We start from the raw sequence: 12,824 nt of genomic DNA on the forward strand, positions 1-12,824 counted from the left end.
AAGGAACGGACGCTTCCTTCGGACCGCCTTCCAGCGGACCCTCCGGGCTTCGTTCTTTCGTGTTTCCAGCTTATCAGATATTTTCCGCTCCGTTTCCGGGGCTTCGTTCATCCAACTCGCTGGCGTCTTCCGGGGCTTGACGCCCTGTCCGACGTTTCAAACTCTAGCCGATCCCCGCTCCGAAAAGCGAATCCGACCGCAATCCGATAAAACGCGCACGCCGAATAAGCACCAGGTCGGGACGCGAAAAGCGAAAACGACCGGCACGAACCGAGAAGTGGTGTTTCAAAGGATTGGCTGCCCCGGGACCGTCCGCGCAGACGCGTGTCCGGTGCTCCCAGCCAGGCAGCTCGAAGAACTGTACGCGCTTCGGCGGCGGGATGCAAACGTCGTGCAAAGACCGCTGGCCGGACCCCGGGGGGGAGGGGTCCGGCCGGCGGAGCTGTGCGGCTCGGCTGTTGGAGCGGGCGGCTCAGCTGTTGGTGGGGAAGCCCAGGTTGATGCCGCCGTGCGACGGGTCCAGCCAGCGCTGGGTCACGGCCTTGCCCCGGGTGAAGAACTGCACGCCGTCCGGGCCGTACGCGTGGGTGTCGCCGAACAGCGAGGCCTTCCAGCCGCCGAAGGAGTAGTAGGCGACCGGCACCGGGATCGGCACGTTGATGCCGACCATGCCGACCTCCACCTCGAACTGGAAGCGCCGGGCCGCGCCGCCGTCGTTGGTGAAGAGGGCGGTGCCGTTGCCGTACGGGTTGGCGTTGATCAGCGCCAGGCCCTCCTCGTACGAGTCGACGCGCACGACCGAGAGGACCGGGCCGAAGATCTCGTCGTTGTAGACGGACATGCCGGGCTTCACGTGGTCGAACAGCGTGGGGCCGAGCCAGAAGCCGTCGGCCGTCGGGGAGCCGTTGCGGTCCTCGGCGGTGACCGGGTGCTTGCGGCCGTCCACGGCGAGCTCGGCGCCGTCGGCGACGCCGGACTCCACGTAGGAGGTGACCTTGTCCCGGTGCTGGCCGGTGACCAGCGGGCCCATCTCGGAGTCGCCGTTGCAGCCGGGACCGACCTTCAGGGTGGCGATCCGCTGCTTGATCTTCTCGACCAGCTCGTCGCCGATCGGGTCGACCGCGACCAGCACGGACACCGCCATGCAGCGCTCGCCGGCCGCGCCGAAGCCGGCGTTGACGGCGGCGTCGGCGGCGAGGTCGAGGTCGGCGTCCGGCAGGACCAGCATGTGGTTCTTGGCGCCGCCCAGGGCCTGCACGCGCTTGCCGTAGCGGGTGCCGGTCTCGTAGACGTAGCGGGCGATCGGGGTGGAGCCGACGAAGCTGACGGACTTGACGTCCGGGTGCTCCAGCAGGCGGTCGACGGCCACCTTGTCGCCGTGCACGACGTTGAAGACGCCGTCCGGCAGCCCGGCCTCCTTCCACAGCTCGGCGAGGAAGTTGGCGGCGGACGGGTCCTTCTCCGAGGGCTTCACCACGACGGTGTTGCCGGCCGCGATGGCGATCGGGAAGAACCACATCGGCACCATGGCCGGGAAGTTGAACGGCGAGATGATCGCGACCGGGCCGAGCGGCTGGCGGATCGAGTAGACGTCGACACCGGTCGAGGCCTGCTCGGTGAAGCCGCCCTTGATCAGCTGCGGGATGCCGCAGGCGTACTCCACGACCTCCAGGCCGCGGGCGATCTCGCCCAGCGCGTCGGAGTGCACCTTGCCGTGCTCCGCCACGATGATCGAGGCCAGCTCGTCGCGACGGGCGTTCAGCAGCTCGCGGAAGGCGAAGAGCACCGTCGTCCGCTTCGCGATCGAGGCGTTGCGCCACTCGGTGAAGGCCGCGGCGGCGGCGGCCACCGCCTGGTCGACCTCGGCGATCCCGGCGAAGTCGACCTGGCCGGCGACCTGGCCGGTGGCCGGGTCGAAGATCTCACCCCGACGGGGGGCCGCACCGGCGGTGGCGACCGGCTTGCCGCTGATCCAGTGAATGATGTGCTTGCTCAAGGTCCGTCTGCCTCCGAAGTCCCGGGCGGCGTCCTGCCACCGGTCCGGTCTGGCGCCGCCCGCATGGGCCGGGCGCCGGGAAATCACGGGGCTACCGCGTTCGCCTTCCAGTCTGGTGGCCGTTTCGGTCCTGCTCAACGAACAGGCTGACGGGGATCGTGGATTCAGCCTTACAGGTCGTCCGGTCGCTCGGCCGAACGGGCGGCTCCACCGGGCCGGGGCCTCAGGTGTCCCCGTCCTCCGGCTCCTCCAGGTACGGGTCGTGCAGGCCGTCCGCCGCTTCCCGGGTCTCCAGCAGGTCCAGCCGCAGGTCCTGGGCCCAGGCGAGCGCCCACCGCTTCAGCCCGTCGACCTCCCCGGCCGGAACGCCCCGGGCGCGGAACCGCCCGTCCGCCGCGTCGGCGAGCGTCTCCAGTCGGTCGGCCAGCGCCGTGGGCTGGAGGTCCGGGTCCAACTCCCCTGCCAGTGCGATCAGTTCGCCCTCGCGGTAGCAACGGGTGAGGGCGTGGACGTCGATCAGGTCGCGCGGCATGCCCCGGTCCACGAGGAGCGCGGTGGTCAGCGCGGCCGCGTCCTCCAGGGCGACGACCGGCAGCACCACCGGCGGCTCGTCCGGCCCGGGCGCACCGAGGTCGAGGCGGACCGCGCGGTGGCCCAGCGGCTCCTTGCGCAGTTCCACCGAGTGCGACCGCCCGCCGAGCGCCAGCCGGACGGTGAGCTGCTCCAGCCGCGGTGTGCCCGGCCGCTCGACGGCCTCCCCGCCCGCCGCCCGGTACGCCTCGCGCAGCGCAGCGGCCACCTCCGGCAGGTCGGCGCCGCCGGTGGCCAGGGTCAGCCCGTCCTGCGGGCAGGCCGCGACGCCGTGGGCGCGCAGCGCGTGCCCACCGGCCAGCGCGAGGCCGTACCGGTCGCAGACCGGTGCGGCCGCGGCGGCCAGGCGCAGCTGGGCGGGGCCCGGGCGGAGGGACGCGTCGACGGCGTGCGGGACGGTGGTCACGCCTCCAGTCTGACGCGACCGACCGCGCGGCGCGCCACCACCGCCGGGCGCCCCCGCGCATCCCAAAGCGCCGGAACTCCCCCAGGTGCGCCACCACAGCCGGGCCCCGGAGGGCTCACCAGCCGCTGAGCGTCGCCGCCGCCTCGTGCAGGGCGAGCTCCAGCAGCACCGGGTCGTTGAGCCGCCCGGAGCCGTCGGGCGGGACCAGCCAGCGCACGCCCCGGCTGCTGCGCCCGGGGTGCGGCACGACGATCCAGGCGCCCTCCCCCGCACCGCGCACACCGGTGCCGATCCAGCGGGCCGCCGTGCCGACGGGCACCAGGAAGCTGACCTGCTCGCCCCCGAAGTCGGTGAGGACCGGGCCGCGGGTGCGCGGGTCCGTGACCTCCAGGGCCGGATGCCCGAGCCGCCCGGGGACGGAGAGGACGTCCCAGCGTCGGCCGGCCGGCAGCAGCACCAGGCCCAGCCCGGTGCGCTCCCACTGCTCCCGGAAGGACTCCGGGTCCGGTGCCGCCTGGGCGAGCCAGTGCAGTCCGGTGGTCTCCATGTCGTGTCCCCGCTTCTTGCCGTTCGTACTGTTCGGAGACGGCGGGAGGAACGGGACCCGCCGTCACCAAGGAGAGGCGGACGGCGGGTCCCGATTACACGACTATGGGGTGCCCGGTTGGCGGCGGTCGCGCTTCAGCTGTCGAAGCCGAGCCCCAACCGGTCGAGGGTGCGCAGCCAGAGGTTGCGGTGGCCGCCGGTGCGGTCCGCCCGCTCCAGCGACCGGGTGGTGAGTTCGATCCCGGCCCAGCGCACCGGCTCGGGCGGGAACGGCAGCGGCTTGCTGCGCACCATGTCCAGGGAGGTGCGCTCGGTGCGCTCGCCGGCGAGCAGGTCGAGCATCACCTCGGCGCCGAAGCGGGTCGCGCCGACGCCGAGCCCGGTGTAGCCGACCGCGTAGGCGACCTTGCCGCGGTACCCGGTGTCGAAGAACGCCGAGAACCGGCTGCAGGTGTCGATGGCGCCGCCCCAGGCGTTGGTGAAGCGCAGGCCCTCCAGCTGCGGGAAGCAGCGGAAGAAGTGGTTGGCCAGGGTGCGGAAGGTCTCCGGCCGCTGGTCGTACTCGTGCCGGACGTGGCCGCCGAAGTGGTAGACCGCGTCGTAGCCGCCCCAGAGGATCCGGTTGTCGGCGGAGAGCCGGAAGTAGTGGAACTTGTTGGCGCTGTCGCCGAGGCCCTGCCGCCCGCGCCAGCCGATCGAGGCGAGCTGCTCGTCGTCGAGCGGCTCGGTCATCAGGGCGTAGTCGTACACCGGGACGATGTACGGGCGGACCCGCTTGAGCAGCGACGGGAAGACGTTGGTGCCGAGGGCGACCTTGCGGGCGAAGACCCGGCCGTACGGAGTGCGGACGGCCATGCCGCTGCCGTGCTCCCGCAGGTCGGTGGCCCGGGTGTGCTCGAAGATCCGCACGCCCTGGCCCAGGCAGGCGTCCTTGAGGCCCCAGGCGAGTTTGGCGGGGTGGACCATCGCCACGCCCTCCTTGTCCCAGAGGCCGCCGAGGAAGGTCGGCGAGTTCACCTCGGCGCGCAGCTGGTCGGCGTCCAGGACGGTGATGTCGAAGCCGTACCGGGCGACCGCCTCGGCGATCTCGTGGAGCTCCTCGACCTGGTGGGGCTGGGTGGCGACGTCGATCTCGCCGGTGCGCTCCCACTCGGCGTCGATGCCGTAGCGCTTGAGGGTGGCCTCGATGCCGTCGAGGTTGGCGGCACCGAGGCGTTCCAGCTGGGCCAGTTCGGACGGCCAGCGGTCCAGGCCGTTGCCGAAGCCGTGGGTGAGGCTGGCCGCGCAGAATCCGCCGTTGCGCCCGGACGCGGCCCACCCGACCTCGTTGCCCTCGACCAGCACGACGTCCAGCGAGGGGTCGCGTTCCTTGGCGATGAGGGCGGTCCACAGGCCGGAGTAGCCGCCGCCGACGACCAGCAGGTCGCAGGTGGTGTCGCCGACCAGGGCGGGCAGCGCCGCCGGCCGGCCGGGATCCTCCAGCCAGAAGGGGGTGGGCCTGGCGTCACTGAGTGCGCGGGCGGAATCCATGCATTATCAGCCACTTTCTACGAATAGATGACGTATGACGTGCCACCGCTGTCGACCGTACGTCAGGCGGTGGCCTTCCGGCGGTTGCCCAGCCACTGGCCGACGACGGTCAGCACCACGGCGGCGAGGAACATCGCGGTGCCGATGACGTTCACCTGCACCGGGATGCCGCGCTGCGAGGCGCCCCAGACGAACATCGGGAAGGTGACCGTGGTCGGCCCCGAGTTGAACTGGGTGATGATGAAGTCGTCGAAGGAGAGCGCGAAGCTGAGCAGCGCGCCCGCCGCGATGCCGGGCGCCGCCAGCGGCAGGGTGACCCTCAGGAAGGTCTGGGTGGGGGTCGCGTAGAGGTCCTGGGCGGCCTGTTCGAGCCTCGGGTCCATGCTCATCACGCGCGCCTTGACCGCCGTCACCACGAAGCTGAGGCAGAACATGATGTGCGCGATGAGGATGGTGGTGAAGCCGAACGGGATGCGCATGTTGAGGAAGAGCGTCCCGAGCGAGGCGGCCATGACCACCTCGGGCATGGCCATCGGCAGGAAGATCATCGCGGTGGTGGCCGAGCGGCCGCGGAAGCGGTAGCGGGCCAGTGCGAAGGCGACCATGGTGCCGAGCACGGTGGCGCCGATGGTGGCGAGCACCGCGATCTGCAGGCTGAGCGAGAGCGACTGGCACATGTCGGCCACGCCGCAGGGGTTGGTCCAGGCGTCGGTGGAGAACTCGTTCCACTCGTAGTTGAACTTGCCCACCGGCTTGTTGAACGAGAAGGCGAGCACGACCAGGTTGGGCAGCACCAGGTAGGCGAGGGCCAGCAGGCCGGCCAGCACCACCAGGCGGGCGCGGATCCATGTGAACATCCGGGACATCAGACCAGATCCTCCGTCCCGGCCTTGCGCATGTAGACCGTCACCATGCCCAGGATCAGGGCCATCAGGATGAAGCTCAGCGCGGCGGCCGTGGGGTAGTCGAGCACGTTCAGGAACTGCTTCTGGATGCCGTTGCCGACCATCTGCTCGCTCGGCGAGCCCAGCAGCTGGGCGTTGATGTAGTCGCCGGAGGCCGGGATGAAGGTCAGCAGGGTGCCCGCGACCACGCCCGGCAGCGAGATCGGGAAGGTGACCTTGCGGAAGGTGGTGAACGGCCGGGCGTAGAGGTCGCCGGCCGCCTCGTGCAGGCGCGGGTCGATCCGCTCCAGCGAGGTGTACAGCGGCAGGATCATGAACGGCAGGAAGTTGTACGTCAGGCCGCAGACCACCGCGAGCGGCGTGGCCAGCACCCGGTCGCCGTCGGTGAGGCCGAGCAGGTTGGTGACGTCCAGGACGTGCAGCGCGTTCAGCGCGCCGACCACCGGGCCGCCGTCGGACAGGATGGTCTTCCAGGCCAGCGTGCGGATCAGGAAGCTGGTGAAGAACGGCGCGATGACCAGGATCAGGATGACGTTGCGCCAGCGCTTGCTCGCCTTGAAGGCGATCGTGTACGCGAGCGGGTAGCCGACGGCCAGGCAGAGCACGGTGGCGACGGCGGCGTAGGAGAACGAGCGCAGGAAGTGCCACTTGTACTCGACCAGGGCGTCCCAGTAGGTCGAGAAGTGCCAGGTGACCTTGAAGCCCTCTTCGAGGGAGCCGGTCTGCAGCGAGGTCGACCCCTGGTAGAGCATCGGGACGGCGAAGAAGATCACCAGCCAGGCGATGCCGGGCAGCAGCAGCCAGTACGGGGTGAGCTTGCGCTTCGGCCCGCGCTCCGCCGGTTGCGGGGAGCCGCCGTCGGGGGGTATCGCCCGGGACGGCGCGGCCGGGGTGGTGGCGGTCATGCGGCCTCCTCCCCGGTGCCCGCGTCGATCGCCTGTGCGGCGTCCAGGGCGAAGGAGTGCGCCGGGTTCCAGTGCAGCTGGACGGCGGCGCCGGGGACGATGCGGGCGTCGCGCTCCATGTTCTGCTCGAAGACGGTGACCTCCTGGCCGCCGTCGGTGCGCACCACGTACTGGGTGGAGACGCCGATGAAGCTGGAGTCGAGCACCGTGCCGGTCAGCCGGTTGCGGCCGTCGGCGACCTGCTCGGAGGCGTGGGTGATGGTGATCTTCTCCGGGCGCACGCCCAGGTGGACGCGCTTGGCGTCGGTGGTGCAGCGCGCCTTCGGCACGGCGAGGCGGACGCCGGCCGCATTGAGCAGCAGGTCACCGCCCTCGGTGCCGGTGACCTCGGCGGGCAGCAGGTTGGACTGGCCGAGGAAGTTGGCCACGAAGGTGGTGGCGGGGTTCTCGTACAGCTCGGCGGGGGCGCCCAGCTGCTCGACCCGGCCGCCGTTCATCACCGCGATGGTGTCGGCCATGGTCATGGCCTCCTCCTGGTCGTGGGTGACGTGCACGAAGGTGATGCCGACCTCGGTCTGGATCCGCTTGAGTTCCAGCTGCATCTGGCGGCGGAGCTTGAGGTCGAGCGCGCCGAGCGGCTCGTCCAGGAGCAGCACCTGCGGGTGGTTGATCAGCGCGCGGGCGACGGCGACGCGCTGCTGCTGGCCGCCGGAGAGCTGGTGCGGCTTGCGCCGGGCGTACTGGCCGAGCTCGACCAGCTCCAGCATCTCGTCGACCTGCTTCCTGACGTCCTTCCGGCCGCGCCGGCGCAGGCCGAAGGCGACGTTCTCGAAGATGTCCAGGTGCGGGAAGAGCGCGTAGCTCTGGAAGACGGTGTTCACCGGCCGCTTGTACGGGGGCAGGGTGGTGACGTCCTGGCCGCCGATCAGGACGGTGCCGCTGGTGGGCTCCTCCAGGCCGGCGATCATGCGCAGGGTGGTGGTCTTGCCGCAGCCGGAGGCACCGAGCAGGGCGAAGAAGGAGCCCTGGGGGACGGTCAGGTCGAGCGGGTGGACGGCGGTGAAGGAGCCGTAGGTCTTGCCGATTCCGGTGAGCCGGACGTCGCCGCCGACGGCCGCGTCGCGCTGCTGGTCTGTCATGGGGTGGTGTCTTCCTGGGATTCTCTGCCGGGAGGTGGGGTCAGGCGCCGATGAGCTTCGAGAACTTCTGCTCGAAGTCGCTCTCCTCGCTCTCGGAGAGCGTGCGGAACACGTGCGCCTTGACCGCCATCTCGGGGGTGGGTACGACCAGCGGGTTGGCCGCGGTGTCCGGGGCGATGCCGGCGAGCTCGTCCTTCATCCCGGTGACGGCGGAGACGAAGCCGATGCCCGCGACCAGCTGCGCCGCGATCTTCGGCTGATAGTAGAAGTCGATCAGCTTCTCCGCGTTCGCCTTGTGCCGGGCCTTGGCCGGAACCAGCATGTTGTCGGTCGAGGCGATGTAGCCCTTCTCCGGGATGACGAACCCGATGTCCGGATTGTCGGCCTGCAGTTGGATCAGGTCGCCGCCCCAGGCGATGCAGGCCGCGATGTCGCCGGCGGAGAGCTCCTGGCCGTAGTCGTTGCCGGTGAAGCGGCGGATCTGCTTGCTGTCGACGGCCTTCTGCAGCCGGGCGACCGCGCCGTCGTAGTCGTCGGCGGTGAACCTCGCGGTGTCCTTGCCCTGGTCCAGCAGGACCATCCCGATGCTGTCGCGCATCTCGGACAGGAAGGTCACCCGGCCCTTGAGGTCGGGGTCGTCCAGCAGCTGGGAGACGCTGGTGACCTCCTTGCCCCTGGTCGCCTTCCGGTTGTACGCGACGACGGTCTGGATGCCGGCCCACGGGTAGGAGTAGAGCCGCCCCGGGTCCCAGTCGGGGGCGCGGAAGCGCGCCTCGATGTTGGTGATCGCGGTGGTGACGTTCGCCGGGTTGAGCTTCTGCGCCCAGCCGAGCCGGATCAGCCGGGCCGCCATCCAGTCGGTGAGCACCATCAGGTCGCGGCCGGTGTCCTGGCCCGAGGCGAGCTGCGGCTTGACCTTGCCGAAGAACTCGACGTTGTCGTTGACGTCCTCGTTGTACTTGACCTTGATCCCGGTGGCCTCGGTGAAGGCGTCCAGGGTGCCGTGCTTCTCCTTGTCCTTCTCGTCCGTGTCCACGTACAGCGGCCAGTTGGAGAAGGCGACCTCCTTCTGCGTCCCCGAGAGGTCCTCGGCGGCGTTCGCGGTCGAGTCACCGGTCGCCCGGGGAGCCGCCGGGATGCCGCAGGCCGCCAGGGTGCCCGCCCCGGCGGTCAGCGCGGCGGCGCGCAGCAGGGTGCGACGGCCGAGCGCGGCCCGGCCGCTGGTCAGACTGCGTTCCCAGGCCCTGCGGACCGGTTCGGGCAGACCGTCGGTGAGCTCGTTGAACGCCATGGAACGGGCCTCCTGGGGGGAGATGGGGTGTGGGGGCACCCGCTTGGGCCGGGGGTTATCTGTCTCCGAAGACGGTGCGGTGCCAGTCCTTGCGGGCCACCGCGGTGGTGTCGAACATGACGTGCTTCACCTGGGTGTACTCGTCCAGCGAGTACTGGGACATGTCCTTGCCGTAGCCGGACGCCTTGTAGCCGCCGTGCGGCATCTCGCTGATGATCGGGATGTGGTCGTTGACCCAGACGCAGCCGGCCGCGATCTCCCGGGTGGCGCGCAGCGAGCGGTGCACGTTGCTCGTCCAGGCGGAGGCGGCCAGCCCGTACGGGGTGTCGTTGGCCAGCCGCAGGCCCTCGTCGTCGCCGTCGAAGGGCAGCACGACCAGCACCGGGCCGAAGACCTCGCCCTGCACGACCTCGCTGTCCTGGGCCGCGCCGGTGATCAGGGTGGGCGGGTAGTACGCGCCCCGGGTGAGGTCGTGGCCGTCGTGGCCCCGCTCCGGGACCCGGCCGCCGGTGACCACGGTGGCGTACGAGCGGGCGCGCTCCACGAAGCCCGCCACCCGGTCCCGGTGGGCGTACGAGACCAGCGGGCCGAGGTCGGTGCGCGGGTTCAGCGGGTCACCGATCCGGATCGCCGCGAACAGCTCGGCCACCCCGGCCGTGAAGGCGTCGTACAGCGGGCGCTGGACGTAGGCGCGGGTGGCCGCCGTGCAGTCCTGGCCGGCGTTGATCAGCGAGGCCGCGACCGCTCCGTGCACCGCGGCGTCCAGGTCCGCGTCGTCGAAGACCACGAACGGGGCCTTGCCGCCGAGCTCCAGGTGGGTGCGCTTGACGCTCGCGGTGGCGATCTCGGCGACCCGCCTGCCGACGCCGGTGGAGCCGGTGAAGGAGACCATCGCGACGTCCGGGTGCCCGACCAGGTGCTCGCCCGCGGTGCGCCCGGCGCCGGTGACCACGTTGACCACGCCGTCCGGGATGCCCGCCTCGGTGCAGGCCCGGGCGAACATCAGCGAGGTCAGCGGGGTCAGCTCGGCCGGCTTGAGCACGATGGTGTTGCCCGCGGCGATCGCCGGGAGGATCTTCCAGGCGGCCATCTGCAGCGGGTAGTTCCACGGCGAGATCGAGCCGACCACGCCGACCGCCTCGCGCCGCACGTAGGAGGTGTGGTCGCCGGAGTACTCGCCGGCCGCCTTGCCCTCCAGGTTGCGGGCGGCGCCTGCGAAGAAGGCGGCGTTGTCGACGGTGCCGGGCACGTCGAACTCGGTGGCCAGCTTGACCGGCTTGCCGGTCTGCGCCGTCTCCACCCGGGCCAGGTCGTCGGCCGCCCCGGCCAGGACGGCCGCCAGCCGGGTGAGCGCCTCGGAGCGCGCGCCCGGGGTGGCCGAGGACCAGCCGGGCAGGGCGGCCCTGGCGGCGGCGACGGCGGTGTCCACGTCCTCGGCGGTGGCCAGCGCGACCTGCTCGACCACGCTGCCGTCGGCGGGGTTGACGACCTGGAAGGGGTCTCCGCTCCCCCGGGTCGGGCGGCCCGCGATGTACTGCGCGCCCGGGCCGAAGTCGGTCAGGTCCATCTGGTTCCTCCAAGTGCCGTGGTTCGACCGCTGCGGGGTCACGCGTCCGCGGTGGGGGTCTGCGGTCCCGCTGACCTTGCCTGCTGCGGGGTTGGGGTGACAAGGGTCACTTCGACAACCTCGGCACGAAGGGCCTTACAGGGTGCAAGGGTGCGGCCAGGGCAACACCTCGTCGGGGGGATGGATGATTTACCTGACACTCTGATCACCCGGAGCCCCCGCTCCGGCCCCCACCGGCCCCGGAGGCCCGCGATGCTCCCCACCGTCGCCCGAGTCCTCGACCTGGACGTGATGCGGCGCGGCCTGCCCCAGGTGGTGGCCGGCGCCGACCACCTGGAGCGGCCGGTCCGCTGGGTCCACGTCAGCGAGCTGCCCGACGTCGCCGGGATGCTCCGCGGCGGCGAGCTGGTGCTGACCACCGGCATCGCCCTGCCCGAGGACCGCGAGGGCCTGGCCCGCTACGTGCGCGAGCTGGACGAGGTCGGGGTGGCCGGCCTGGTCGTCGAGTTCGGGCGGCGCTACTTCGACTCGCTCCCCCGCGCCCTGGTCAACGCCGCCGAACAGCGCGGCCTGCCACTGATCACGCTCCGCCGCGAGCTGCGCTTCGTCGCCGTCACCGAGGCCGTGCACGCCCTGGTGGTCAACGCCCAGCTGGAGCAGCTGAGGATCTCCGAGTCCGTCCACCAGGTCTTCAACGAGCTCGTGGTGGAGGGCGCCGAAGCGCCCGAGGTGATCCGCCAGGTGGCCCGGATGGCCGGCGCCCCGGTCGTCCTGGAGAACCTGGCCCACCAGGTGCTCGCCCACGACACCGCCGGGCGCCCGGAGGCCGAGGTGCTGGAGGACTGGGAGCGCCGCTCGCGCGGGGTCCGCCCCGCCGGGCGCACCGGCCACGACCCGCGCAGCGGCTGGCTGGTCACCGCCGTCGGCGCCCGCGGCCAGGACTGGGGCCGGCTGGTGCTGGTGCAGGAGCCCGGCCCGCTGCCCGAGGGCGAGGCCCACCCCCACGCCATGCTGCTGGAGCGCGGCGCCTCCGCACTGGCCCTCAACCGGCTGGTGGTGCGCGACCGGGAGAGCCTGGAGCGGCAGACCCACCGCACCCTGCTGTCCGGCATCCTCACCCACGCCCTGACCGTCTCCGAGGCGGCGCTGCGCGCCCAGGCCCTCGGCGTGCCGCTGGAGGGCCGCCGGCTGGTCGGCGTGGTGCTGCGGCAGCGGCGCGGACCGATCCCGGCCGCGCTGGAGGCCCAGGCCCGGCTGCGCGACTTCACCGAGCTGGCCGCCGGCGCGGTCCGGGCCTGCCGGCTGACCGCCCTGGTCGGCGCGCTGGACGACGAGGCCGTCGGCCTGCTGGTCGCGCTCGGCACCCAGCAGGACGAGCACGCCGCGCTGGACGCCCTGTCGGCCGCGCTGCGCCGGATGTCCGCCGAGGCCGGACGGGAGGGCGGCGACCCGGCGGGCCCGGTGGTCGCCGTCGGCTCCTCGGTCGGCTCGGTGCGCGACGCCCGGCGCACCCTGCTGGAGGCCACCCAGGTCGCCGACGCCGCCCTGCACGACGCGCCCGGCGGCCGCAGCTCCTCCTACTACCGGCTGCCGGACGTCCGGCTGCGCGGCCTGCTCCACCTGCTGCGCGACGACGCCCGGCTGCAGACGTACGTGGAGCGGGAGCTGGGCCCGCTGCTGGCCCACGACGCCGAGCACAACGGCCAGTTGGTGCAGATGCTGCGGATCTACCTGGAGCAGGGCCGCAACAAGTCGGCCGCGGCGGACGCGGCGCACCTGTCCCGGCCGTCCTTCTACGACCGGCTGCACAAGGTCGAGCGGATCCTCGGCGTCGACCTCGACCAGGTGGAGTCCTGCCTCTCCCTGCACGTGGCGCTGCTCGCGCTGGACGCCGTCCGGCGCTGAGCGGGGCTGAGCGGGGCGCGCGCCCCGGGGCGGCGCCGGGCCC

The 12,824-nt window shown here is 71.8% G+C and carries 10 protein-coding genes; 1 reads left to right on the forward strand and 9 read right to left on the reverse strand.

From position 1 onward, the window contains the following. Positions 1–472 precede the first annotated feature (472 nt). The 9 genes from ACFVGO_RS19275 to ACFVGO_RS19315 all read right to left on the reverse strand — a co-directional run bounded on the left by ACFVGO_RS19275 (position 473) and on the right by ACFVGO_RS19315 (position 10,876). Entirely contained in the window at positions 473–1,996 is a 1,524-nt protein-coding gene (locus ACFVGO_RS19275) for a CoA-acylating methylmalonate-semialdehyde dehydrogenase (RefSeq protein ID WP_359900672.1), read from the reverse strand. Positions 1,997–2,219: 223 nt separating this feature from the next. After that, positions 2,220–2,993, reverse strand: a complete 774-nt coding sequence (locus ACFVGO_RS19280; protein ID WP_380633047.1) for a hypothetical protein — start codon at positions 2,991–2,993, stop codon at positions 2,220–2,222. 115 nt (positions 2,994–3,108) lie between these two features. Beyond that, on the reverse strand, positions 3,109–3,540 hold the full coding sequence (locus tag ACFVGO_RS19285; RefSeq protein WP_380633049.1) for a hypothetical protein: 432 nt from the start codon (positions 3,538–3,540) through the stop codon (positions 3,109–3,111). A 134-nt stretch (positions 3,541–3,674) separates the two neighbouring features. Then, complete coding sequence (locus tag ACFVGO_RS19290) at positions 3,675–5,069, reverse strand: FAD-dependent oxidoreductase (RefSeq protein WP_359900663.1); 1,395 nt, start codon at positions 5,067–5,069, stop codon at positions 3,675–3,677. 62 nt (positions 5,070–5,131) lie between these two features. Further along, positions 5,132–5,935: an ABC transporter permease gene (locus tag ACFVGO_RS19295; RefSeq protein WP_380357026.1), complete on the reverse strand. Its 804-nt coding sequence runs from the start codon at positions 5,933–5,935 to the stop codon at positions 5,132–5,134. After that, on the reverse strand, positions 5,935–6,879 hold the full coding sequence (locus ACFVGO_RS19300) for an ABC transporter permease (RefSeq protein WP_359900658.1): 945 nt from the start codon (positions 6,877–6,879) through the stop codon (positions 5,935–5,937). The genes ACFVGO_RS19295 and ACFVGO_RS19300 overlap by 1 nt, the downstream gene beginning before the upstream one ends. Then, positions 6,876–8,018 carry an ABC transporter ATP-binding protein gene (locus tag ACFVGO_RS19305; protein WP_380633052.1) on the reverse strand — a complete coding sequence of 381 codons (1,143 nt, stop codon included), beginning with the start codon at positions 8,016–8,018 and terminating at the stop codon, positions 6,876–6,878. The genes ACFVGO_RS19300 and ACFVGO_RS19305 overlap by 4 nt, the downstream gene beginning before the upstream one ends. Before the next feature lie 40 nt (positions 8,019–8,058). Next, entirely contained in the window at positions 8,059–9,309 is a 1,251-nt protein-coding gene (locus ACFVGO_RS19310; protein ID WP_359900653.1) for a spermidine/putrescine ABC transporter substrate-binding protein, read from the reverse strand. 55 nt (positions 9,310–9,364) lie between these two features. Further along, positions 9,365–10,876 carry a gamma-aminobutyraldehyde dehydrogenase gene (locus ACFVGO_RS19315; protein ID WP_359900650.1) on the reverse strand — a complete coding sequence of 504 codons (1,512 nt, stop codon included), beginning with the start codon at positions 10,874–10,876 and terminating at the stop codon, positions 9,365–9,367. Positions 10,877–11,128: 252 nt separating this feature from the next. Between ACFVGO_RS19315 and ACFVGO_RS19320 the strand changes: the two genes are divergently transcribed. Beyond that, positions 11,129–12,781, forward strand: a complete 1,653-nt coding sequence (locus ACFVGO_RS19320; protein WP_359900647.1) for a PucR family transcriptional regulator — start codon at positions 11,129–11,131, stop codon at positions 12,779–12,781. Positions 12,782–12,824 lie beyond the last annotated feature (43 nt).

The sequence above is a fragment of the Kitasatospora sp. NPDC057738 genome, from assembly GCF_042798815.1.
Taxonomy (GTDB): Bacteria; Actinomycetota; Actinomycetes; order Streptomycetales; family Streptomycetaceae; genus Kitasatospora; species Kitasatospora lactacystinica.

Excerpts from the sequence above, each read along its gene's own strand:
- ACFVGO_RS19285 (WP_380633049.1), bottom strand. The coding sequence starts at position 3,540 with ATGGAGACCACCGGACTGCACTGGCTCGCCCAGGCGGCACCGGACCCG.
- ACFVGO_RS19290 (WP_359900663.1), bottom strand. The coding sequence starts at position 5,069 with ATGGATTCCGCCCGCGCACTCAGTGACGCCAGGCCCACCCCCTTCTGG.
- ACFVGO_RS19295 (WP_380357026.1), bottom strand. The coding sequence starts at position 5,935 with ATGTCCCGGATGTTCACATGGATCCGCGCCCGCCTGGTGGTGCTGGCC.
- ACFVGO_RS19300 (WP_359900658.1), bottom strand. The coding sequence starts at position 6,879 with ATGACCGCCACCACCCCGGCCGCGCCGTCCCGGGCGATACCCCCCGAC.
- ACFVGO_RS19305 (WP_380633052.1), bottom strand. The coding sequence starts at position 8,018 with ATGACAGACCAGCAGCGCGACGCGGCCGTCGGCGGCGACGTCCGGCTC.
- ACFVGO_RS19310 (WP_359900653.1), bottom strand. The coding sequence starts at position 9,309 with ATGGCGTTCAACGAGCTCACCGACGGTCTGCCCGAACCGGTCCGCAGG.
- ACFVGO_RS19315 (WP_359900650.1), bottom strand. The coding sequence starts at position 10,876 with ATGGACCTGACCGACTTCGGCCCGGGCGCGCAGTACATCGCGGGCCGC.
- ACFVGO_RS19320 (WP_359900647.1), top strand. The coding sequence starts at position 11,129 with ATGCTCCCCACCGTCGCCCGAGTCCTCGACCTGGACGTGATGCGGCGC.